Source organism: Brevundimonas sp., assembly GCF_035627055.1.
Taxonomy (GTDB): Bacteria; Pseudomonadota; Alphaproteobacteria; order Caulobacterales; family Caulobacteraceae; genus Brevundimonas.
The window spans coordinates 1-20913 of record NZ_DASPMM010000023.1 but is presented as its reverse complement, the minus strand read 5'-3'; the positions used below and the strand labels follow the sequence as shown (position 1 = coordinate 20913).

The following is a 20913-nucleotide window of genomic DNA, read 5'->3' as shown; positions in this document are numbered from 1 at the left end:
AGCCTGACGGCCGCCTCCCGCCACGCGCGGGGGGCGGCCGATTTCTTTGACGACCCAGTGTTTGAGTATGAGGATGGAGCCCATGGATCGGCGCCGGTTTCTGATGGGTTCCACGATCGCCGGACTCGGCGCGGCGGGGCTGTCCGGCTGCGCCGCCGCGCGGATGTTCCATCCGGTCGGCCGCCCGGCGGTCGACCCGGAGGTCGAGGAACTGCAGAAGCGGACGTTCGACTGGTTCCAGCATGTGACGCCGCGCGAGACCGGCCTGACGCCGGACCGCTGGCCGACGCAGTCGTTCTGTTCGGTGGCGGCGGTGGGCTTCGCCCTGACCTGCTGGCCGATCGGCGTCGAGCGGGGCTGGATGAGCCGGGACGAGGCGCGGACGCGAACCCTGAACACGATGCGCTTCTTCCATGACGCGCCGCAGGGGCCTGAGGCCACGGGCGTCACCGGCCACAAGGGCTTCTTCTACCATTTCCTGGACATGGAGACGGGCCACCGCTTCGGGCGGACCGAGCTGTCGACAGTCGACACCACCCTGTTGCTGGGCGGGATGCTGTTCGCGGCGCGGTGGTTCGACGGCGACCATGCCGACGAGGCCGAAATCCGGCGACTGGCGCAGGCGATCTACGAGCGGGTCGAGTGGGACTGGGCCGTCGTGCGGCCCAACCGCATCTCGATGGGCTGGCATCCCGAGTCGGGCTTCATCGAGGCCGACTGGCACGTCTACAACGAGGGAATGCTGGTGCTGCTGCTGGCCATCGGCAGCCCGACCCATCCGGTCCCGGCTGCTGTGTGGGACGAGTGGTGCAGCGTCTATGACCGCAGCTGGACGGATCGCTGGGGCCCGGCGCACCTGGCCTTCGCCCCGCTGTTCGGCCACCAGTACAGCCACATGTTCGTGGATTTCCGCGGCGTCCATGACGCCTTCATGCGCTCGAAGCAGGCGGAGATTCCGGGCTTCGACTATTTCCAGAACAGCGTCCGGGCCGTCGCGGCCCAGCGCAACCACGCCATCCGCAACCCCGAGGCCTGGGCGGGCTATTCGGCGGACGTGTGGGGCCTGACCGCGTGCGACGGTCCTGGCGATTTCAAGCAGGTCATCGACGGGCGCGAGCGGCAGTTCTTCAGCTATTCGGCGCGCGGACCGGGCGACCGTGACGACGGCACCCTGGCCCCGACGGCCGCGATGGGGTCGATGCCCTTCGCCCCGGCCGAGGTGACCGCCTGCCTGAAGGCGATGAAGGCGCGCTACGGGGCCGGCATCTACACCGAGTTCGGCTTCATGGACTCGTTCAACCCGACGCTGACCCAGCGCGAAGGGCGGCTGCAGCACGGCCGGATCGTTCCGGGCGTGGGCTGGGTCGACGGCGACTACCTGGGCATCGACCAGGGTCCGATCGTGATCCAGATCGAGAACCATCGGTCGGACGCCGTGTGGAAGCGGATGCGAGGCGAGCCGAACATCGTGCGCGGCCTGAAGCGGGCCGGATTCACCGGCGGCTGGCTGGCTGACGCATGATCCATCCGCGGCCGGATCGACGCGCGGCGCTCGGCCTTCTGGCCGGGGCGGCGGCGTCAGGTCTGGCCGGCTGCGGGCGGCGCGAAGACGGGATCACCCGCCTGACCTTCTGGGCCATGGGCAATGAGGCGACCAACGTCCCGCAAATCCTGCCGGAGTTCGAGCGGCTCAACCCGGGCATCAAGGTCGATGTGCAGGCCCTGCCGTGGACCGCGGCGCACCAGAAGCTGCTGACCGCCTATGCCGGGGACTCGCTGCCGGACCTCAGCCAGGTGGGCAACACCTGGGTCGCCGAGATGGCGGCGATCGGGGCGATCTCGCCGCTGCCGGCGTTCGCCTCGGAGCTGCTGACCGATCAATTTCCGGCGGTGCTGGAGACCAACCGCATCGACGGCCGGGCTGTGGCCACGCCCTGGTACGTCGACACCCGTCTGCTGTTCTATCGGAGCGATCTGCTGGGCGAGGCCGGATACGACGCGGTGCCGCAGACCTGGGCCGGCTGGAAGCAGGCCATGCACGCGGTCAAGCGGGTGGCCGGGGCGGACAAATATGCGGTGCTGCTGCCGGTCAATGAGTTCGAGCAGTTGCTGACCTTCGGCCTGCAGGGCGACGAGCCGTTGCTGAAGGACCAGGACACGCGGGGCAATTTCTCCAGTCCGTCCTTCGTGGCGGCGCTGGCCTTCTACAGAAGCCTGTTCGACGAGGGGCTCGCCCCGGTGGCGTCGGCAGCGCAGATCTCCAATGTCTGGACCGAGTTCGAGCGGGGCTGGTTCAGCTTCTACTTCTCGGGGCCATGGACCATCGGCGAGTTCAGGAACCGGCTGAAGCCGGAGACCCGCTGGATGACCTCGGGCGTGCCGGGGCCGACCGGGCCGGGGGCGTCTGCGCCGGGCGGATCGTCTCTGGTGGTCTATCGCTCGTCGCCGCGTCAGGAGGCGGCGTGGAAGCTGGTGCGCTACCTGTCCGATCCGGCGGTGCAGGCGCGCTTCAACGTCATCACCGGCGACCTGCCGGCGCGGGAGAGCGCCTGGGCCGCGCCCGCGGTGGCCAACGACCCCTACATCGCCGCCTTCAAGGGCCAGCTGTCGCGCGCCGAGGCCGTGCCCAAGGTGCCGGAGTGGGAGCGGATCGTCACCGAGATGCAGATCGTCGCGGAGCGGATGGTGCGGGGCGAATACACGCCCGAGACGGCGGGCGCCGAGATCGACCGGCGAGCCGACCGGCTGCTGGAGAAGCGCCGCTGGATGATGGAGCGGGGCCGGGCATGACCGACGTCCGCCTGAACATGGCCAAGGTGGAAGCCGAGGCCGCCGTCCTGCCGCGCCGGCGGCCCGGCGGCGCCCGCTCCCGCGAGCGCGCCGCCTGGGGCTTCGTGGCGCCGGCCCTGATCGCCATCGGGGTGTTCTTCGCCATCCCGGTGTTCGCGGCCCTGCTGCTGAGCCTGACCGACTTCGACATCTACGCCCTCGCCGACCTTCACAACGTCCGCTTCGTCGGCCTGCAGAACTACGAGCGGCTGTTCGCCAATCCGCTGTTCTGGGGGGCGATGCGGAACACCGGGTTGTTCGCGGTTCTGGGCGTGCCGCTGTCGATCGCGGCGTCGCTGGCGGCGGCGGTGATCCTGAACGCGCGGGTGGTGAAATGGCGACCGCTGTGGCGGGTGATGTTCTTCGCGCCCTACGTGACCACGCTCGTGGCCACCGCCGTGCTGTGGAACTACCTGCTGCACACCCGCTACGGCGTGATCAACTGGGCCATCTCCAGCGTCGGCCTGCCGCCGGTGGACTGGCTGGGTCAGCCGGAGACCTCGATCCCGGCCATCCTGATGTTCGTGGTGTGGAAGATCTTCGGCTACAACATGCTGATCTTCCTCGCGGTCCTGCAGACCGTGCCCGACGACCTGTACGAGGCGGCGCGCATCGACGGGGCGGGGGCGTGGAAGCGGTTCACGCACGTGACCCTGCCGGCCATCGCCCCGACCCTGCTGCTGGTCTCGATCATCTCGGTGGCCGGCTTCTTCCAGCTGTTCGCCGAGCCCTATGTGATGACCCAGGGCGGACCGGCGCAGTCGACCGTGACGGTGCTCTACTTCATGTACGAAGAGGGCTTCAAATGGTGGAACCTGGGGTCCGCCAGCGCCGTGGCCTTCATCCTGTTCGTCTGCATCCTGGCGGTGACCCTGGTTCAGCTGGCAGTGGCCAAACGGATGGGGGCGTACGAATGAACGCACGCCGCATCCGCACCCTGCTGCTCAATCTCGGCGTGGCCTTCATCGCCTTGCTGGTGCTGTTCCCGCTGGCGTGGATGGTGTCGGTCAGCTTCATGTCGACCGGCGAGGCCGCGACCTTCCCGCCGCCGCTGCTGCCGAAGACCGGGACGCTGGAGCACTACCGCGACCTGTTCGTAACCCAGGGGATGGGGCGCTACCTGTGGAACAGCTTCGCCCTGGCGACGCTGGCGACGGGGTTGGCGCTGCTGTTCACGGTGCCTGCCGGCTATGCCTTCGCCAAGCTGCGCTTCAAGGGGCGCGAGCGCGTGTTCCAGCTGCTGGTCGGGGCGCTGGTGGTGCCGGCGCAGATCGGCACCCTGCCGCTGTTCCTGATGCTGAAGGGGATGGGGCTGGTGAACACCTACGCCGGGGCGCTGGTGCCGTGGCTGGCCTCGATCTTCGGCCTGTTCCTGGTGCGGCAGTATTCGCTGTCCATCCCCGACGAGATGCTGGAGGCGGCGCGTATCGACGGCGCCAGCGAGGGGCAGATTTTCCGCCGCGTGGTGCTGCCGACGCTGCAGCCGATCATCGTGACGCTGGCGCTGTTCGTCTTCCTCGGCAGCTGGAACGACTTCCTGTGGCCCCTGATCATCCTGACCGACCAGTCCAACTATACGCTGCCGGTGGCGCTGGCGGCGCTGTCGCGGGAGCACGTGCAGGACATCGAGATGATGATGGCGGGGGCGGTGATCACCGTCGCGCCGGTGCTGATCCTCTTCCTCGCCCTGCAGCGGTACTACATCCGCGGCATGCTGGCGGGTAGCGTGAAAGGCTAGGGTTCCGATGCTGGTTCGTGTCGCGTTGTTCTTCGGGCTGGCGCTGATCTGGGCCGCGCCCGTCGAGGCCCAGACGGCGCGGGTGCTCGATCCGTTCGAGACGCTGACGCCGTGGTCGGCGGACGCCTCGACCGATGTGTCGTCGGCGATCAGCTCCGTGCCCGGCCGCGACGGCAAGGCCATGCGGCTGGACTACGACTTCAACGGGGTGTCGGGCTACGCCTTTGCGGCGCGGGCGATCGATCTGGAGGTCCCCGACAACTACGAGATCAGCTTCTGGCTGCGGGGCGAGATGGCGCCCAACACGCTGGAGATAAAGTTTGTCGACGGCTCCGGCGACAACGTCCACTGGCGTCAGATCCGCGGCTTCAAGGCCAATCTGGAATGGACCCGCTACACCATCAAGAAGCGCCAGATCGCCTGGGCCTGGGGTCCGAACCCGGACCGGACCTTCCGCGGCGCCGAGCGGATCGAGTTCGTGGTCACGGCCGGGGAGGGCGGCAAGGGCTGGATCGAGATCGACCAGCTGGAGCTGCGCGAACTGCCGCCAGAGCCGGGCGTGCCGCCGCGGCCGATCGCGACGGCGACAAGCGAGGACGGGCTCAACGTCGCGGCGCGAGCGGTGGACGACGATCCGGCGACGGCGTGGCGCACCACGGGCGGCGGGACGCAGAGCCTGACGCTGGACCTTGGCTACGAGCGGGAGTTCGGCGGCGTGACGCTGCGCTGGGCCGAGCGGATGGCGGCGTCGGAGTACCGGTTGATGTCGTCGTCGGACGGGCGGGACTGGCGCGAACTGGCGGCGGTGACGGACGGCAACGGCGGCGTCGACTGGCTGCGCACGCCGGAGGCCTCGGCGCGCTGGCTGCGGCTGGACCTGCTGACCCCCCGCGACGAGGGCGGCGTCGTCGGGCAGGCCGGAGCGGGACAGCGGCTGGGCCAGGCGGCGGCGAACGCCTATGCGCTGAACGCCCTGGAGATCGAGCCGCTGTCGTTCGGCGAGACGGCGACCAGCTTCATGCTGGCGGTGGCCGATGAGAGCCGGCGGGGGCTGTACCCGCGCGGTTTCCATGGCGAGCAGCCGTACTGGACGCTGGTCGGCGTCGACGGCGGCGGCGAGAGCGCCCTGATGGGCGAGGACGGCGCCATCGAACTTCGCCGCGGCGGGCCCTCGATCGAGCCGTTCGTGGTGGACAACGGGCGGGTTGTGACTTGGGCCGATGTCAACATCACCCAGGGGCTGCTCGGCGACTATCTGCCGATGCCGGAGGTGACCTGGGCGGGCGACGGCTGGAGCCTGAAGATCGAAACCTTCGCCGACGGTCCGCCCGAGAACCCGCGGCTGTTCGGGCGCTACTACCTGACCAATCTGACCGGCGAGCGGCGGGTGATCACGCTGGGCCTGATGGCGCGGCCCTTCCAGGTCAACGGGCCGGTCCAGTTCCTGACCACGCCGGGCGGGGTGGGACCGATCGAACAGCTGGACTGGACAGGCGGCGAACTGGTGCTGAACGACGCCATTCGCGTTCGTCCGCTCATGCCGGCGGACGCCGTGGCCGCCTCGACCTTCGCGGCCGGCGCCGATCCTCAGAGCCTGCTGGCCGATGCGGCGCGCCGCCGCGCTCCGGGCGAGCGTCTGGTCGAATCCGACGACGGGCTGGCGGCGGGCGCCCTGATCTACGAGATCGAACTCGAGCCCGGACAGACCCGGCAGGTGGCGTGGGTTTCCGCCATGAGCGGCCCGCTCGCGCCGCTTCCAGAGGGGCCGGGCTTCGTCGAGGCGATGCTGGACGAGGTGCAGTCGGCGGCGGCGCTGTCGTGGCGCGAGAAGCTGGACCGTTTCGACCTGACCCTGCCGCCGGGGCAGCAGCGCATCGAGGACGTCATGCGTTCGTCGCTGGCGCACATGCTGATGTCGCGGCAGGGACCGATCCTGCAGCCGGGGACGCGCAGCTATAACCGCAGCTGGATCCGCGACGGGGCGATGATGGCCGAGGGGCTGAACCGGCTGGGCCATGCGGAGCTGTCGGCGGACTACCTGCGCTGGTTCGCGCCGCTGGTGTTCGACAACGGCAAGGTGCCGTGCTGCGCGGATGCGCGCGGGGCCGACCCGGTGCCGGAGAACGACAGCCACGGGGAGTTCGTCTTCCTCGCCGCCGAGACGTATCGCTACACCGGCGACGCGGCGCTGCTGCGCGAGGTCTGGCCGCAGGTGCAGGGCGCCATCCGCTACATGGACGAGCTGCGCGCCTCGACCCGGACGGCGGAGTTCCAGGCGGCGGACAGGCGGCACCTGTTCGGCCTGCTGCCGCCGACGATCAGCCACGAGGGCTATTCCGACCGGCCGGCCTACAGTTACTGGGACGATTTCTGGGGGTTGCTCGGCTACCGCGACGCGGTCTTCATCGCCGAGACGCTGGGGGACGAGGCGGCGGCGGCGCGCTTCCGGGCGTCGGAGGCCGAGTTCAAGGCCGACGTCATGGCCTCGATCGAGGCGACGGCGAGGGTGCACGGCATCGACTGGATCGCCGGGGCCGCCGACCGGGGTGATTTCGACGCCACGTCGACCACCATCGGCCTGTCGCCGGCCGGGCTGATCGACAAGCTTCCGCGAGAGCTGCTCGAGGGCACGTTCGACAAATGGTGGGAGAATTTCACCGCCCGGCAGGAGAACCGGCAGGCGTGGCGGGACTACACGCCGTACGAGCTGCGCAACGTCGGGGCGCTGGTGCGGCTGGGCCGGCGCGAAGAGGCGCTGCGGGCGCTGGACTTCTACTTCGCCGACGTGCGGCCGCGGGCGTGGAACGGCTGGGCCGAGGTGGTCGGCCGCGACAAGCGCGAGCCGCGCTTCATCGGCGACATGCCGCACGCCTGGGTCAGCTCGGACTACATCCGCTCGGCCATGGACCTGCTGGTCTACGATCGCGACCGGGATCATGCGCTGGTGCTGGCGGCGGGGGTTCCGCTCGACTGGCTGGACGGCGAGGGCGTGGGCGTCGCCGGGGTGCGCACGCCCTACGGCGCCCTGACCTACAACCTTCATCGGGACGGACGGACCTACATCCTGACGCTGGACGGACAGGCGACCCCGCTGGGCGGCTTCGTGCTGCAGTGGCCGACGGGCGAGACGCCGCCGCCGGCGGTGCGGATCGACGGCCGGAGCGCGCAGTGGTCCGGGTCGGAGCTGACCATCCCCGCCGGCGCGCGCCGGGTGGAGATGCGCTGATCAGTCCCCGTAGCTGTCGTACCTCTGACCCTGCGCGAGGTTGCCGAAGCGGGTGGTGTCGGCGTCGAACGACAGTTTGACGATGCCGATGGGGCCGTGGCGCTGCTTGCCGATGACGACCTCGGCCTGGTGCTTGAGGCGGTCCATGTCCTCCTGCCACTTGAGGTGCTCCTCGGTGCCCTCACGCGGCTCGGCGCGGCCGAGGTAGTAGCTCTCGCGGTAGACGAACATGACGCAGTCGGCGTCCTGCTCGATCGAGCCGGATTCGCGCAGGTCGGACAGCTGCGGCCGCTTGTCCTCGCGCTGCTCGACCTGACGCGACAGCTGGGACAGGGCCAGGATCGGCACGCTGAGCTCCTTGGCCAGGGCCTTGAGGCCGCCGGTGATCTCGGACACCTCCTGCACCCGGTTCTTCTGGCTGTTGCTCTCGCCCGTCGTGATCAGCTGCAGGTAGTCGACGACGATGAGGTCAAGGCCGTGCTCCATCCGCTTCAGGCGGCGGGCGCGGGCGGCCAGCTTGGACATCGACAGGCCGCCGGTGGCGTCGATGAACAGCGGGCTCTCGCCGATCTCGACGGCGGCGTCGCGGATGCGGCCGAAGTCGGCGGCGTCGATCTCGCCCTTGCGCAGCTTGTCCGACGAGACGCCCGAGGCGTCCGCGAGGATACGCATGGCCAGCTGTTCCGCCGACATTTCCAGCGAGTAGAAGGCGACCACGCCGCCCGAGACGGTCTTGCGGCCCTCGGGGGTCGGCTCCCAGCGGTAGTTGCGCGCCACGTTGAAGGCGATGTTGGTGGCGAGGGCGGTCTTGCCCATCGACGGACGGCCGGCGAGGATCAGCAGGTCGGACGGGTGCAGGCCGCCCAGCTTCTGGTCGAGGTCGTCCAGGTTGGTGGCCAGACCGGCGAGCTTGCCGTCGCGCTGATAGGCCTCCGCGGCCATCTGCACGGCCCCGCTGAGGGCGGTGGAGAAGCTGACGAAGCCGGACGACGGCTTGCCGGTTTCGGCGAGGTTGTAGAGCTGCTGTTCGGCGCTCTCTATCTGGTCGATGGCGGCGGTCTCAGGGGCCGGGGCCTCCTTGATGATCTCGCCGCCGATGCGGATCAGGTCGCGGCGCAGGGCCAGGTCGTAGACGACGCGGGCGTAGTCGGGGGCGTTGGCCGCCGGCGGGGCGCGGTCGACCAGGTCGGCGAGATAGCGCAGGCCGCCGAACTCCTGGAAGGCGGGGTCCTGCTTGAACCGCTCCATCAGGATGGTCGGCTCGGCCAGCAGACCCTGGCGAACGTGGTCCTCGATGGCGTCGTAGAGGCGCTGGTGGAAGGGCTCGTAGAAATGGCTGCCGCGCAGCCGGTCCGACAGGCGTTCGAACACGGCGTTGTCGAACATCAGGCTGCCGAGCAGCGCCTGCTCCGCCTCGAGGTTGTGAGGCAGGGACGGGATGGACGACGGGTCCATAGACGAGGGGAAGGGGACGGGAGCCAGGGCGTTCATCGATCAAGCCATAGCGCCCCGATCCGTCAGAATTGGACGGAAAAGTCGGGCATCCGTCAGATGAACGGGGACACCCCTGTGGATGGCCGGAAAAGCCGTGACAGATCAGTGATAGCTAGCTGGAGCACGGATAGCGCGCGGCCATCCACGCGCGGAATCCGTCCGCGACCGTCATGCGCTGGCGACGCGCCTGTGGGATGCCGTTCAGGAAATCCAGCAATTGCCGCGGATTCAGGCTGATGCTCTCAGGCGGGCAGGCCGGCGGAGAACGGCCGGCTGCGCGATCCGCCCGAATTCCGGTGAGGACGGTGCGGAGGGCCCGCTCCGCCTCACCCTTCAATCGGTGGGCGCTGGGACGGAGGGCGGATGTCGCATTGAGCGGGATGCGGTTCGCCTCGGTCAGGAAGGCATCGAGGGTGCGCTGGTTCTGGGCCGAGACGGCGCTCGCCGCCAGCAGGACGCCCAACGCCATCAGGATCGATGCAAGCCGTTTCATTGAGGGTCCTCCCGTTCGCCGAACAATGACGTGGCGCGGACAAGACACAAGCTTTGCTGAACCGTTTCTGAACGGGAGCCGGCCGCGAAAAAGGGCGCCGCCGTCGCCGGCAGCGCCCTTTCACAGTCTTCAGCCGGTTGGTCGGGTTCAGGCTTCCGAACCCAGGCCTTCCTGCTGGCCGGCGCCGCCGGCGATCATGTCCTGCGCCGCTTCCATCGCTTCCGCGCGGTCCTGGTCGTAGGCGGACTTGATCACGTCCTCGCCCTTCGCCTGGCGTTCGGCCTCGTCGGCCGAGCGGGCGATGTTGATCTTGACCGTGGCGGTGACCTCGGCGTGCAGGCGAACCTGCACATCGTGGACGCCGAGGGTCTTGATCGCGGTGTTGAGCACGACCTGCGAGCGCTCGACCTTGCCGCCTTCGGCCTGGACGGCCTCGGCGACGTCGCGGCCGGCGACCGATCCGTACAGCTGACCCGTTTCACCGGCTTGCCGGATCATGACGTAGGTCTGGCCGTCGATCTTGTCGGCCACCTTCTGCGCCTCGGCCTTGTTCTTCTCGTTGCGGGCCTCGATGGCGGCGCGGTCGAGTTCGAAGGCCTTCAGGTTCGCCGACGTGGCCCGGCGGGCCTTGTCGCGCGGCAGAAGGAAGTTGCGGGCGAAGCCGTCCTTGACGGACACGACGTCGCCGATGGCGCCGAGGTTCTCGACGCGTTCAAGCAGAACGACCTTCATATCACTTCACCACGTAGGGCAGGAGGGCCAGATAGCGGGCGCGCTTGATGGCCTTGGCCAGTTCACGCTGCTTCTTCTGGGAGACGGCCGTGATGCGCGAAGGAACGATCTTGCCGCGCTCGGAGATGTAGCGCTGCAGGAGCTTGACGTCCTTGTAGTCGATCTTCGGGGCGTTGGCGCCGGAGAACGGGCACACCTTGCGGCGACGGTAGAAGGGGCGACGGGCGGGGCCGGAGCCAGCCGGCGCGCCCGGCGACGGGGCAGTCGTATCGGTCATGTTCCGGGTTCCTATTCAGCGACTTCGGCGGCGTCTTCGCGGGGCGTGCGCTCACGCTCGCGCTCACGCTCGCGTTCGCGGCGGGCCAGCAGGGGCGACAGCTCCAGGTCGAGTTCCTCGACGCGGACGGTCAGCCAGCGCAGCACGTCTTCGTTGATCGACAGCTGACGTTCCACCTCGGCCATGGCGGCGGGCGGGCAGTCGACGGCGAGCAGCGAATAGTGCGCCTTGCGGTTCTTCTTGACCCGGTAGGTCAGGTTGCGCAGACCCCAGTACTCGATCTTGGCGACGGAACCGCCGCCTTGCTCGATCAAGCCCTTGATGGTGTCGTTCAGCGCTTCGGCCTGTTGCGCGCTGATATCCTGGCGCGACATGACCGTGTGCTCGTAAAGAGCCATGCGGTGGTCTCCCTTGGTGGGCGTCGGCGCGGGTGGACCGGGTGAAGTCCTGTCCCACGATGGATCCTGAAGCGGCGGCCGGGATGACTTCCCGAACCCTTTGGAATTCCGCGTCAGGACCGAAGCCCTGGAAAGGCGGCGCGTATAGGGGAAAAGGACGCCGGGGTCTAGCCCAGTGATCGGGACAGCCAGCCGATCGGGCCGACCGCGAAGAAGGCCAGGGCGATGGCGTGGATCCAGAGCCTGCGCACGAAGATCAGGGCGACGAAGGCCAGGACGACGACGAGGTCCACGAGATGCCCCTCGACAACGGTCAGGAGGGGTTGGCCCATCAGCGTGCTGCCGAGGATTTCGATGAAAAGCAGCCACCCCAGCGCCGCCGCGAACAGCGACCAGAGGTAGGGGCTGTTGCCCTGGTAGTAGAGCTTCAGATCCAGGCCGCCGGGCGGAACGTCGTCCGGCAGGGCCGCGGCGGCCAGCAGGAACAGGATCACCAGCTCGACCACCAGAGGCAAGAACTGGCCGATGGTCATGGGGCCGCCGTCGGGGCGGTAGATGCTCCACCAGATCTGGATGATGGTCAGGAAGATCAGCAGGGCCGTGGCCGGCGCGGCCCAATGCCATCTGACGCCGCCGCCGGCGCGGATCAGCCGGTTCAGACTGATCAGGATGTCGACCAGGGCCAGGCCGACGATGATCGACGACATGACAGAGGTGTATTCGAACGCGCTCATGCCGCTCCCCCGACCGCGGACCGAGCCTAGGCCGGTTCCGGGCCTTGCGCCAAGAGGTCGGCTATTGCGGCCGCACCACCATGCAGGTCACACGGCGCTCGGCCAGGGCGGCGCAGGCGGCCTGGGCGGCCTGTTCGCTCATGCCGGTGAAGCGCGAGCGGTACCAGCCCTCGGCGTTCTGCACCGTGCGCTCGGCGGCGGTGAACTGGCTGCGGAAGCGGCGATTGACCTCGGTCAGCCAGTCGCGGGCGACGGTCTCGTCCCGGAAGGCGCCGACCTGAACGGCCCAGCGGCCGGCGGATTCGCGCGCCGTCTCCCGCGTCGCCGGCCGCGACGGGCCAGGCCGTGCAGGCGGGGCCCCATTGAGGGAGGCGGTGACGTCTGAGGGGCCTCCGGCGCGCAACAGCGAGGCGACGGTGCGCTCTTCGGACGGGGCAGGGGTGACCCGCGACGGCTGCGGCGGCGGCGACGGAAGGGAGGCGTAGCTGACGGCGGTCTCGCCCTCCTCGTCGGTGTCGTCGGCGGCGGAGGCGTATTCGACGGGGCCAGAGTTGTCCGAGCCGATGCCGAAGCCGCGCTGCTCGAAGAAGGTCTGGGCGACCTGGATGGGCTGGCCGGCACGGCGCAGGCGTTCGACCTCGAAACCGGTGTCCATCAGCTCGACGACATGGGCGTTGCGGCTGGCCACCTTCTGGCCGCCGAGGACGATGGTGATCAACCGCCGTCCGTCGCGCACCGCCGAGGCCACCAGATTGAAGCCCGAGGCCCGGATGTAGCCGGTCTTCATGCCGTCGTAGCCTCCGCCCTGGGCCAACAGGCCGTTGGTGTTGCGGTACAACCGGCCCTGATAGGTCCAGTCGTGCAGGCCGAAGTAGCGGTAGTACTGCGGATAGTCGCGCATGACGGCGCGGGCCAGAATGGCGAGGTCGCGGGCCGAGGTGACCTGGCGGGCGTCGGGCAGGCCGTTCGGATTGACGTAGCGGGTCTGGGTCATGCCCAGTTCGCGGGCCTTCAGCGTCATCTGGGCGGCGAAGCGATCCTGCGAACCGCCGACATGCTCGGCGATGGCCATGGCCATGTCGTTGGCGCTGCGCACCGCCGTGGCCTTCATGGCGTCGTCGAGGGTGATGGTCTGGCCGGCCGCCAGGCCCAGCTTGGACGGCGGCTGGCTGGCGGCGCGCGGCGAGACGGTGATGACGTCGTCCAGCTTGACCTTGCCTTCAGTGAGGGCCTCGAAGGTCAGATACAAAGTCATGATCTTGGTGACCGAGGCCGGATAGCGCCGGCTGTCGGCGTGCCGGGCGAACAGCACCTCGCCGGACTCCGCATCGACGACGATGGCGGCGTAGCGCGGGTTGTCGGAGGGCAGGGCGATCGCCGGCGGCGTGGAGGGAACCACGGCCAGGGAGACGACCAGCGCCAGCGACAGCAAACCACGGCGGATCAGGGCGAAGATCGGCAAGCGCAGGCCTCATACATAAAGCGCGACGGCGGCCCCACCACGCGACGCTGACGAAAGGCTAACATGCGTCATCGGGGTTTCGTGAGGGTAAACAAGCGGTCAACGGAATTGTGAAGCGGTCTCTCCTGTAAGGTGCGCGCGGCTCACGCTGGCGCGTATTGTGCATTGCACAAAACGCCCTTGACGTTTGTTCGCACTTGCACCATATGACGGTCCGTCGCGGTGGGATCGCCTGCCGCGGAACAGTCACAAGCGGCCACGCCGCGACAGGTTCAGGAGCAATACCATGGCCGACAGCGCCGAAACCGTGAACGTCAAGAAGACCGTCGAAGCCGCCACCGCCCAGGTCAAGGCCTCGGCCGAGAAGGCCCAGGCCCAGGCCGAAAAGATGCAGGCCGCCGGCGCGCAGGCTTTCCGTGAAGCCGCCGACAAGTCGGTCGCCGGCCTGACCGAGCTGAACGTCGAGGGCAAGAAGAACCTCGAGGCCGTCGTCGCCTCGGCCACCGCCGCCCAGAAGGGCGTCGAGGCCCTGTCGGCCCAGACCGTCGCCTACACCAAGAAGTCCTGGGAAGACGGCGTCGCCGCCGCCCAGTCGCTGGCGCAGGCCCGTTCGGTCCAGGAAGCGCTCGAGCTGCAGACCGCCTACGCCAAGTCGGCCGCCGAAACCTACCTGGCCGAAGTGACCCGCATGACCGAAGTGCTCACCGCCTCGGTCAAGGACAGCTTCAAGCCGATCAACGAGCGCGTCACCGCCTCGGTCGAGAAGTTCCAGGCCGCCCGCTAAGGCGACCTGCCAAATCAGTAGGCGTACGAGGGGCCCCGGTGGAAACGCCGGGGCCCTTTCGCTGTCCGGCCTCAGTCTTCGTCGGGGTCGCTCCACAGGTTGAGGTGGATCCAGGTCGCCTCCGGCAGGACGGCGACGCCGCCGTCGGTCGGCTGGTTCCAGATCGCCGAGCGATCGCCCGGCGCCCCGTGTGTTCCCCAATGAGGCGCCACCAGTTCCTGGACCCGGTCGAAGGCGGAGCCCTGGTCCGGAGCGGACAGCTCCAGCCACAGGCCGAAGCAGGCATCGAACTTCGGATAGGGATAGACCCGACATTCGCGCACCGCGACCAGCGGGGACAGATGGCCGATCAGCCGCTCGGCCAGTCCGAGGGCGTCGGAATAGGTCGCGGCCGTCGCATAGACCCTGAGCCCCAGTTTCCGGTGATCCATCCGCCCCCTCCCTCGTTTCCATTGCGTCACGCAACGTGTGACTGGACGCCGCTTCAAATCAGGCCATCATTCCCTATCTGTCCATCGACTCCCCAAACACGGACAACGAATGCCGCCGTCACGTAAGGCCGGTGATCAGGAGGGAGGCCTCGGGGCCGCCACCGTCACCGAGACAAAGCCGAAGCTTCAGAAGCCCTCGCTGTATCGGGTGCTGATTCTGAACGACGACTACACGCCGATGGAATTCGTCGTCTACGTGCTGGAGCGGTTCTTCCAGAAGAGCCGCGAGGACGCGACCCGCATCATGCTGCATGTGCACCAGCATGGCGTCGGGGTCTGCGGCGTCTTCACCTACGAAGTGGCCGAAACCAAGGTCGCCCAGGTGGTCGAGACGGCGCGCCGTCACCAGCACCCCCTGCAATGCACGATGGAAAAGGACTGAGAGGAACCTCCATGCCGTCATTTTCGCGTCCTCTCGAAGAGACCCTGCACCGCGCCGTCCACTATGCGAACGAGCGCCGGCACGAGTACGCCACCCTCGAACACCTGCTGCTGGCCCTGGTCGACGACCCGGACGCCGGCAATGTGATGACCGCCTGCAACGTCGACATGGCCAGCCTGAAGACCGCGCTGACCCTCTACGTCGACACCGACCTGGCCGCGCTGGCCACCTCGGACGGCGAGGACGCCAAGCCGACCGCCGGCTTCCAGCGCGTGATCCAGCGCGCCGTCATCCACGTCCAGAGTTCGGGCCGCGAGGAGGTCACCGGCGCGAACGTGCTGGTCGCCATCTTCAGCGAGCGCGAGAGCCACGCCGCCTATTTCCTGCAGGAGCAGGACATGACCCGCTACGACGCGGTCAACTACATCGCCCACGGCATCGCCAAGAAGGCGGGGGGCGAGACGCGGCCGGCGCGCTCCGGCGCCAGCCCCGAGGATGCCGAGGACGCGGCCGCCGCCAAGACCGGCGGCGAGGCGCTGGAGGCCTATTGCGTCGATCTCAACGAGAAGTCGCGAAACGGCAAGATCGACCCGCTGATCGGTCGCCAGGCCGAGGTCGACCGCGCCATCCAGATCCTGTGCCGGCGGACCAAGAACAACCCGCTGCTGGTGGGCGACCCCGGCGTCGGCAAGACCGCCATCGCCGAGGGGCTGGCCCGCAAGATCGTCAACCACGAGGTGCCGGACGTGCTGGAAGGCGCGACCATCTACAGCCTCGACATGGGGGCGCTGCTGGCCGGCACGCGCTACCGCGGCGACTTCGAGGAGCGGCTGAAGCAGGTCGTCAAGGAGCTGGAGACGCACGACAACGCCATCCTGTTCATCGACGAGATCCATACGGTGATCGGCGCGGGGGCGACCTCGGGCGGCGCCATGGACGCCTCCAACCTGCTGAAGCCGGCCCTGGCCTCGGGCAGCCTGCGCTGCATGGGCTCGACGACCTACAAGGAGTATCGCCAGCATTTCGAGAAGGACCGGGCGCTGGCCCGCCGCTTCCAGAAGATCGACGTCAACGAACCCACGGTCGATGACACGATCAAGATCCTGAAGGGGCTGAAGACCTCCTACGAAGGCCACCACAAGCTGCGCTACACCGACGCCGCCATCCGCACGGCGGTGGAGCTGTCGGCGCGGTACATGACCGACCGCAAACTGCCGGACAAGGCGATCGACGTGATCGACGAGGCGGGGGCGTCGCAGATGCTGCTGCCCGAGTCGAAGCGCAAGAAGGTCATCGGCCAGAAGGAGGTCGAGGCCGTCATCGCCCGCATGGCCCGCATCCCGCCGAAGTCGGTCAGCAAGTCCGACACCGAGGGCCTGCGCGAACTGGAGCGCGACCTGAACCGGGTCGTGTTCGGCCAGTCGGGCGCCATCGAGCAGGTCTCGGCGGCCATGAAGCTGGCGCGGGCCGGGCTGCGCGATCCGCAGAAGCCGATCGGCGCCTTCCTGTTCAGCGGCCCGACCGGCGTCGGCAAGACCGAGGTGGCCAAGCAACTGGCCTCGACGCTGGGCATCGAGATGCTGCGCTTCGACATGTCGGAATACATGGAGCGGCACACGGTCAGCCGGCTGATCGGCGCGCCTCCGGGCTATGTCGGCCATGACCAGGGCGGACTGCTGACCGACGCCGTCGACCAGCATCCGCACGCGGTTGTGCTGCTGGACGAGATCGAGAAGGCCCACCCGGACGTCTACAACATCCTGCTGCAGGTGATGGACAACGGGCAGCTGACCGACGCCATCGGCAAGAAGGTCGACTTCCGCAACGTGGTCCTGATCATGACCACCAACGCGGGCGCCGCCGACAACGCCCGGGCGGCCATCGGCTTCGGCCGCGGCAAGGTCGAGGGCGAGGACGAGAAGGCGATCCAGCGGCTGTTCGCGCCCGAGTTCCGCAACCGCCTCGACGCCATCGTGGCGTTCAAGGCGCTGGACGCCGAGACGATCCGGTCGGTGGTGACCAAGTTCATCCTGCAGCTGGAGGCCCAGCTGGCGGATCGGAACATCACCATCGAACTGACCGACGAGGCCAACGACTGGCTGGCCAAGAACGGCTTCGACGAACTGTATGGCGCGCGGCCGCTGGCCCGGGTCATCCAGGAGAGCATCAAGAAGCCGCTGGCCGACGACATCCTGTTCGGGCGCCTGACGCGCGGCGGGCATGTGAAGGTCGAGCTGAAGGACGGGAAGATCGCCTTCGACATCACCGGGCCGAACGCGGCCCAGTCGAAGGCCATCGAGGCGCAGTCGGCGGACTGACGGCGCCAGCCATGAGTCGAAGAAGGCCCCGGTGGAGACGCCGGGGCCTTTTTCTTTGCCGCCGGCGGGGGCAGGTTGGGCCGAGCGGAGGAGACGGCGGGCATGAAGACGGGCGCGGGGCTGACCGAGCGGCAGAGGAAGTGGTTCGCCACGGTCGAGGCCAATTTCGAGAAGCAGACGGGCCGGCCGGTGGCGGTCTGGGTCGATATCCTGAAGGGCTGTCCGGAGACGCGGCCGAAGGCGCAGGCGGCCTGGCTGAAGGCGACGCACGGGATCGGGGCCAATCACGCGGCCCACATCCTGAGCGCGGCGCGGCCGGCGGACGCCATGGGCTGGGATGATGCGGAGGGCCTGCGCGCCGCCCTGTGGGCCGAGCCGCGCTCGCTGGCGATCCTGGAGGCGGTGGAGCGGGCCGCCTCCGGCGTGGAGGGCGTGATCTCGGGCCAGCGGAAGGGCTACACCTCGTTCAGCCGGGCGGTGCAGTTCGCGGCGATCCGGCCGCTGAAGGGCGGCAAGGCGCTGTTGGGGCTGAAGCTGGAGCCGGCGGCGTCGCCGAGGCTGGCGGAGGCGGTGCGCCGGGAGAGCTGGTCGGAGCGGCTGACGGCGGTGGTCGAGCTGGACGGGCCGGGCGCAGTCGACGCCGAGATCGGCCGCCTGTTCGAACAGGCGGCCGCGAACGGCTAGCGGCGGCGGCGGCCCATGCCGCTGAGCAGAACGGCCAGGCCGGCGACGATGCCGGTGGTCAGCAGCGGCTTGCGACGGGCGAAGTCGAGGCCCTGCCGCGCCTTGTCCTGATACTGGGCCGGGGCCTTGGCTACGAGGCCGTCCAGCCCGTCGATGACGCGGCCGTAGGCGTCGAGCGCCTTGCCCTTCACCTCGTTGAGCCTGCCGTCGAGCTGCAGCTTGCTGTCGCCGGTCAGGCGGCCGAGGCCGTTCTGGACCTGGCCTTCGGTCTGGAGGGCGGCGCCTTCGATGCGCTGGTCGGTCATGGAGAACTCCTTGGATGCGGGGAGGGGAGGGGCGCCCGCTTAGCGCATGGCCGGGGCGGCGGTTCCGGGCCTGCGACAGCGGCGCGCGAATAGTTTTACCCGGGTAATATTGACGGGTGATTTTTACCCGGGTAAAACTCGAAAATACCGTCCGTAGAGTCCACAGAGTCCGTAGCGTGCGTAGCGTCCGTAGCATCCGCCGGGTGTCCCAATCTGCGCCTCCGGTCCGGCCGGCAGGAGAGTGTACGGGGCCGTCCCGTCAAACGCGGTCGTAGGGCCGCAACCCCCGGAGAATTCCATGTCCGTCCCCTCAGACCTGCCCGTGGTCGCCTTCGTCGGCCATGAGCGTATCGCCCGCGCCCCCTTGCACCGCGCCCTGCCCGTGCTCCATGCCGCCGCGGCGGCGGGGCAGGGGCTGCTGGTGTTCGCCCTGTCCGACGGCCGGCCGGTCGACCTCGACCTGCGCGGCGGCCTGGGCGAGGCGAAGGCCCGGCTGGGCCCGGCGCTGGTGGAGGCGGAGAAGCGGGGGCCGGGCCGGCCGAAGCTGGGCGTCACCCCGCGCGAGGTCACCCTGCTGCCGCGTCACTGGGACTGGCTGGCGGCCCAGCCGGGCGGGATCTCGGTGGCGCTGCGCAAGCTGGTCGAGGCGCAGATGAAGGCGGGCGAGGGCCCGGACCGGGCGCGTCGGGCGAAGGAGACGGCCTACCGCTTCATGACCGCCATGGGCGGGGACCTGCCGGGCTACGAGGAGGCCACGCGGATGCTGTTCGCGGGGGACTGGACGGCGTTCGACGCGGTGGTGGAAGGCTGGCCGGAAGGGGTGCGGGAGACGGCGCGGGAGATGGCGGCGGGGGCTTGGCGGAACGGGGAAGCTGATCCTTCTCCCCTTGCGGGAGAAGGTGGCAGCCCGCAGGGCTGACGGATGAGGGGTCGCGCCGGCGGGCGTGATCAGTTCCGTCAGTCTCTCATCCGCCGCCGCCAGGATCGCTCTGACGACCTGCTCGCCGTGGTTCTCGATCTGCTGGTTCGGGAATCGCAGGACCCGGAAGCCCTGAACGCGCAACCAGTCGTCCCGCGCTGCGTCCTCGGCCCGATCCTCGTGCTGAGGGCCGTCGGCCTCCACGATGAGTCTGTGGCGGAAGCAGATGAAATCGACGATGTAGGGGCCTTCCACGAACTTGAACTGCCGCCGGAACTTCAGCCCGCCCAGCCGCCGGTCGCGCAGCAGCTTCCACAGGCGGCGCTCGTAGAGCACCGGCTCGTGACGCATTTCTTTCGCACGTTGTGTGAGCCACTCGTCCATAGGTCATGTAAGACCCTGTCGGCTCCTTCTGTCGAGAGGCCGGTGCGACCCCTCATCCGTCAGCCTTCGGCTGCCACCTTCTCCCGCAAGGGGAGAAGGGAGGGTCACCCCACCTTCACCCGCGTCGCCGCCTCGGGGAGGTCCTCGCCGAACGCCCGCTGGTAGAATTCCGCGATGGTCGGGCGTTCCAGCTCGTCGCACTTGTTGAGGAAGGTCAGCCGGAAGGCCAGGCCGACGTCGCCGGCGAAGATGATCGCGTTCTGGGCCCAGGTGATCACCGTGCGGGGCGACATCACCGTCGAGATGTCGCCGTTCATGAAGGCGTTGCGGGTCATGTCGGCGACGCGGACCATGGCGGCGATGCGGCGCTTGCCCTCGGCGTCGGACCACTCGGGCACCTTGGCGGCGACGATCTCGGCCTCGACGTCGTGGTCGAGGTAGTTGAGCGTGGTGACGATGTTCCAGCGGTCCATCTGGCCCTGATTGATCGCCTGCGTGCCATGGTAGAGGCCGGTGGTGTCGCCGAGGCCGACGGTGTTGGTCGTCGCGAACAGCCGGAAATAGGGGTTGGGCCGGATCACCCGGTTCTGGTCGAGCAGGGTCAGCTTGCCCTGCGCCTCCAGCACGCGCTGGATCACGAACATCACATCCGGGCGGCCGGCGTCGTATTCGTCGAAGACCAGCGCGATCGGCCGCTGGATGGCCCAGGGCAGCATGCCTTCGCGGAATTCGGTGACCTGCTTGCCGTCCTTCAGGACGATGGCGTCCTTGCCGACGAGGTCGATCCGGCTGACGTGGCTGTCGAGGTTGACGCGGATCAGCGGCCAGTTGAGGCGCGCGGCCACCTGTTCGATGTGCGTCGACTTGCCGGTGCCGTGATAGCCCTGGACCATCACCCGCCGGTCGAAGGCGAAGCCCGCGCAGATGGCCTTGGTGGTCTCCGGGTCGAACTTGTAGGCGGGATCCACGTCCGGAACGTGGGGATCGCGCTCGCTGAACGCCGGGACCTTGATGTCCAGGTCGATGCGGCTGATGTGGCTGTCGAGGTTGACGCGCACGCAGGGCCAGTTGAGACGGGCGGCGACCTGCTCGATATGGGTCGACTTGCCCGTGCCGTGGTAGCCCTGGATCATGACGCGGCGGTTGTAGGCAAAGCCGGCCAGAATCGACATCGTGGTGTCGTGGTCGAACCGGTAGCTCTCGTCGACATCCGGCACATGCTCGGTGCGCTGGCTGAAGGCGGGCACCTGCATTTCGGAATCG

At 68.6% G+C, this 20913-nt stretch carries 20 protein-coding genes and 1 pseudogene; 10 read left to right on the top strand and 11 right to left on the bottom strand.

Annotation, left to right across the window (positions count from 1 at the left end; all coding sequences use genetic code 11):
* Positions 1-103: 103 nt before the first annotated feature.
* Genes VEA98_RS12700 through VEA98_RS12680 form a run of 5 tightly spaced genes read left to right on the top strand, consistent with a single transcriptional unit; the run spans position 104 to position 7793 of the window.
* On the top strand, positions 104-1522 hold the full coding sequence (locus VEA98_RS12700; RefSeq protein WP_324815012.1) for a glucoamylase family protein: 1419 nt from the start codon (positions 104-106) through the stop codon (positions 1520-1522).
* On the top strand, positions 1519-2790 hold the full coding sequence (locus tag VEA98_RS12695; protein WP_324815009.1) for a sugar ABC transporter substrate-binding protein: 1272 nt from the start codon (positions 1519-1521) through the stop codon (positions 2788-2790). Before VEA98_RS12700 ends, VEA98_RS12695 begins: the two co-directional genes overlap by 4 nt.
* Complete coding sequence (locus VEA98_RS12690; RefSeq protein ID WP_324815006.1) at positions 2787-3746, top strand: sugar ABC transporter permease; 960 nt, start codon at positions 2787-2789, stop codon at positions 3744-3746. The genes VEA98_RS12695 and VEA98_RS12690 overlap by 4 nt, the downstream gene beginning before the upstream one ends.
* Positions 3743-4567 carry a carbohydrate ABC transporter permease gene (locus tag VEA98_RS12685; RefSeq protein ID WP_324815004.1) on the top strand — a complete coding sequence of 275 codons (825 nt, stop codon included), beginning with the start codon at positions 3743-3745 and terminating at the stop codon, positions 4565-4567. Before VEA98_RS12690 ends, VEA98_RS12685 begins: the two co-directional genes overlap by 4 nt.
* Before the next feature lie 7 nt (positions 4568-4574).
* Positions 4575-7793 carry a discoidin domain-containing protein gene (locus VEA98_RS12680; protein WP_324815002.1) on the top strand — a complete coding sequence of 1073 codons (3219 nt, stop codon included), beginning with the start codon at positions 4575-4577 and terminating at the stop codon, positions 7791-7793.
* Here VEA98_RS12680 and VEA98_RS12675 read toward each other — a convergent pair whose 3' ends face one another.
* From VEA98_RS12675 to VEA98_RS12645, 7 genes are all read right to left on the bottom strand, one after another.
* Positions 7794-9284, bottom strand: coding sequence for a replicative DNA helicase (locus tag VEA98_RS12675; protein WP_324815000.1), 1491 nt, complete (start codon positions 9282-9284; stop codon positions 7794-7796). It lies immediately after the preceding gene.
* A gap of 115 nt (positions 9285-9399) precedes the next feature.
* Complete coding sequence (locus VEA98_RS12670) at positions 9400-9756, bottom strand: hypothetical protein (protein ID WP_324814998.1); 357 nt, start codon at positions 9754-9756, stop codon at positions 9400-9402.
* A gap of 171 nt (positions 9757-9927) precedes the next feature.
* Positions 9928-10512: a 50S ribosomal protein L9 gene (rplI, locus tag VEA98_RS12665; RefSeq protein WP_324814996.1), complete on the bottom strand. Its 585-nt coding sequence runs from the start codon at positions 10510-10512 to the stop codon at positions 9928-9930.
* Position 10513: 1 nt separating this feature from the next.
* Positions 10514-10789 (bottom strand): 30S ribosomal protein S18, encoded by a 276-nt coding sequence (rpsR, locus tag VEA98_RS12660; protein WP_168048961.1) that lies wholly within the window; start codon positions 10787-10789, stop codon positions 10514-10516.
* An 11-nt stretch (positions 10790-10800) separates the two neighbouring features.
* Positions 10801-11187: a 30S ribosomal protein S6 gene (gene rpsF, locus VEA98_RS12655; protein ID WP_324814994.1), complete on the bottom strand. Its 387-nt coding sequence runs from the start codon at positions 11185-11187 to the stop codon at positions 10801-10803.
* A 167-nt stretch (positions 11188-11354) separates the two neighbouring features.
* Positions 11355-11921, bottom strand: coding sequence for a hypothetical protein (locus tag VEA98_RS12650; protein WP_324814991.1), 567 nt, complete (start codon positions 11919-11921; stop codon positions 11355-11357).
* Between the two features lie 61 nt (positions 11922-11982).
* Entirely contained in the window at positions 11983-13383 is a 1401-nt protein-coding gene (locus tag VEA98_RS12645; RefSeq protein ID WP_324814988.1) for a D-alanyl-D-alanine carboxypeptidase family protein, read from the bottom strand.
* Positions 13384-13669: 286 nt separating this feature from the next.
* On the opposite strand from VEA98_RS12645, the gene VEA98_RS12640 reads away from it, so the two are divergent.
* Positions 13670-14167: a TIGR01841 family phasin gene (locus VEA98_RS12640; RefSeq protein ID WP_324814985.1), complete on the top strand. Its 498-nt coding sequence runs from the start codon at positions 13670-13672 to the stop codon at positions 14165-14167.
* Positions 14168-14238: 71 nt separating this feature from the next.
* On the opposite strand, the gene VEA98_RS12635 is transcribed toward VEA98_RS12640, so the two are convergent.
* Positions 14239-14598: a hypothetical protein gene (locus VEA98_RS12635; protein WP_324814982.1), complete on the bottom strand. Its 360-nt coding sequence runs from the start codon at positions 14596-14598 to the stop codon at positions 14239-14241.
* A gap of 109 nt (positions 14599-14707) precedes the next feature.
* Between VEA98_RS12635 and clpS the strand changes: the two genes are divergently transcribed.
* The 3 genes from clpS to VEA98_RS12620 all read left to right on the top strand — a co-directional run bounded on the left by clpS (position 14708) and on the right by VEA98_RS12620 (position 18042).
* Complete coding sequence (gene clpS / locus VEA98_RS12630; protein WP_324797296.1) at positions 14708-15040, top strand: ATP-dependent Clp protease adapter ClpS; 333 nt, start codon at positions 14708-14710, stop codon at positions 15038-15040.
* A gap of 11 nt (positions 15041-15051) precedes the next feature.
* Positions 15052-17358: an ATP-dependent Clp protease ATP-binding subunit ClpA gene (gene clpA / locus VEA98_RS12625; protein ID WP_324814979.1), complete on the top strand. Its 2307-nt coding sequence runs from the start codon at positions 15052-15054 to the stop codon at positions 17356-17358.
* Between the two features lie 102 nt (positions 17359-17460).
* Entirely contained in the window at positions 17461-18042 is a 582-nt protein-coding gene (locus VEA98_RS12620) for a DUF4287 domain-containing protein (RefSeq protein ID WP_324814976.1), read from the top strand.
* Here VEA98_RS12620 and VEA98_RS12615 read toward each other — a convergent pair.
* Complete coding sequence (locus tag VEA98_RS12615) at positions 18039-18347, bottom strand: CsbD family protein (protein ID WP_324814974.1); 309 nt, start codon at positions 18345-18347, stop codon at positions 18039-18041. The two genes, VEA98_RS12620 and VEA98_RS12615, sit on opposite strands and share 4 nt — an antisense overlap.
* Positions 18348-18645: 298 nt before the next feature.
* Between VEA98_RS12615 and VEA98_RS12610 the strand changes: the two genes are divergently transcribed.
* Positions 18646-19266 (top strand): DUF2239 family protein, encoded by a 621-nt coding sequence (locus VEA98_RS12610; protein ID WP_324814971.1) that lies wholly within the window; start codon positions 18646-18648, stop codon positions 19264-19266.
* A gap of 114 nt (positions 19267-19380) precedes the next feature.
* On the opposite strand, the pseudogene VEA98_RS12605 reads toward VEA98_RS12610, so the two are convergent.
* Positions 19381-19617, bottom strand: a pseudogene (locus tag VEA98_RS12605) (endonuclease domain-containing protein); the annotation flags it as partial.
* A 137-nt stretch (positions 19618-19754) separates the two neighbouring features.
* A partial coding sequence (gene cobS, locus VEA98_RS12600) for a cobaltochelatase subunit CobS (protein ID WP_414642181.1) occupies positions 19755-20913 on the bottom strand: 1159 nt, incomplete at its 5' end.

Coding starts and splice junctions, on each gene's coding strand:
- VEA98_RS12700 (WP_324815012.1), top strand. CDS start 104: ATGGGTTCCACGATCGCCGGACTCGGCGCGGCGGGGCTGTCCGGCTGC.
- VEA98_RS12695 (WP_324815009.1), top strand. CDS start 1,519: ATGATCCATCCGCGGCCGGATCGACGCGCGGCGCTCGGCCTTCTGGCC.
- VEA98_RS12690 (WP_324815006.1), top strand. CDS start 2,787: ATGACCGACGTCCGCCTGAACATGGCCAAGGTGGAAGCCGAGGCCGCC.
- VEA98_RS12685 (WP_324815004.1), top strand. CDS start 3,743: ATGAACGCACGCCGCATCCGCACCCTGCTGCTCAATCTCGGCGTGGCC.
- VEA98_RS12680 (WP_324815002.1), top strand. CDS start 4,575: ATGCTGGTTCGTGTCGCGTTGTTCTTCGGGCTGGCGCTGATCTGGGCC.
- VEA98_RS12675 (WP_324815000.1), bottom strand. CDS start 9,284: ATGAACGCCCTGGCTCCCGTCCCCTTCCCCTCGTCTATGGACCCGTCG.
- VEA98_RS12670 (WP_324814998.1), bottom strand. CDS start 9,756: ATGGCGTTGGGCGTCCTGCTGGCGGCGAGCGCCGTCTCGGCCCAGAAC.
- rplI (WP_324814996.1), bottom strand. CDS start 10,512: ATGAAGGTCGTTCTGCTTGAACGCGTCGAGAACCTCGGCGCCATCGGC.
- rpsR (WP_168048961.1), bottom strand. CDS start 10,789: ATGACCGATACGACTGCCCCGTCGCCGGGCGCGCCGGCTGGCTCCGGC.
- rpsF (WP_324814994.1), bottom strand. CDS start 11,187: ATGGCTCTTTACGAGCACACGGTCATGTCGCGCCAGGATATCAGCGCG.
- VEA98_RS12650 (WP_324814991.1), bottom strand. CDS start 11,921: ATGAGCGCGTTCGAATACACCTCTGTCATGTCGTCGATCATCGTCGGC.
- VEA98_RS12640 (WP_324814985.1), top strand. CDS start 13,670: ATGGCCGACAGCGCCGAAACCGTGAACGTCAAGAAGACCGTCGAAGCC.
- VEA98_RS12635 (WP_324814982.1), bottom strand. CDS start 14,598: ATGGATCACCGGAAACTGGGGCTCAGGGTCTATGCGACGGCCGCGACC.
- clpS (WP_324797296.1), top strand. CDS start 14,708: ATGCCGCCGTCACGTAAGGCCGGTGATCAGGAGGGAGGCCTCGGGGCC.
- clpA (WP_324814979.1), top strand. CDS start 15,052: ATGCCGTCATTTTCGCGTCCTCTCGAAGAGACCCTGCACCGCGCCGTC.
- VEA98_RS12620 (WP_324814976.1), top strand. CDS start 17,461: ATGAAGACGGGCGCGGGGCTGACCGAGCGGCAGAGGAAGTGGTTCGCC.
- VEA98_RS12615 (WP_324814974.1), bottom strand. CDS start 18,347: ATGACCGACCAGCGCATCGAAGGCGCCGCCCTCCAGACCGAAGGCCAG.
- VEA98_RS12610 (WP_324814971.1), top strand. CDS start 18,646: ATGTCCGTCCCCTCAGACCTGCCCGTGGTCGCCTTCGTCGGCCATGAG.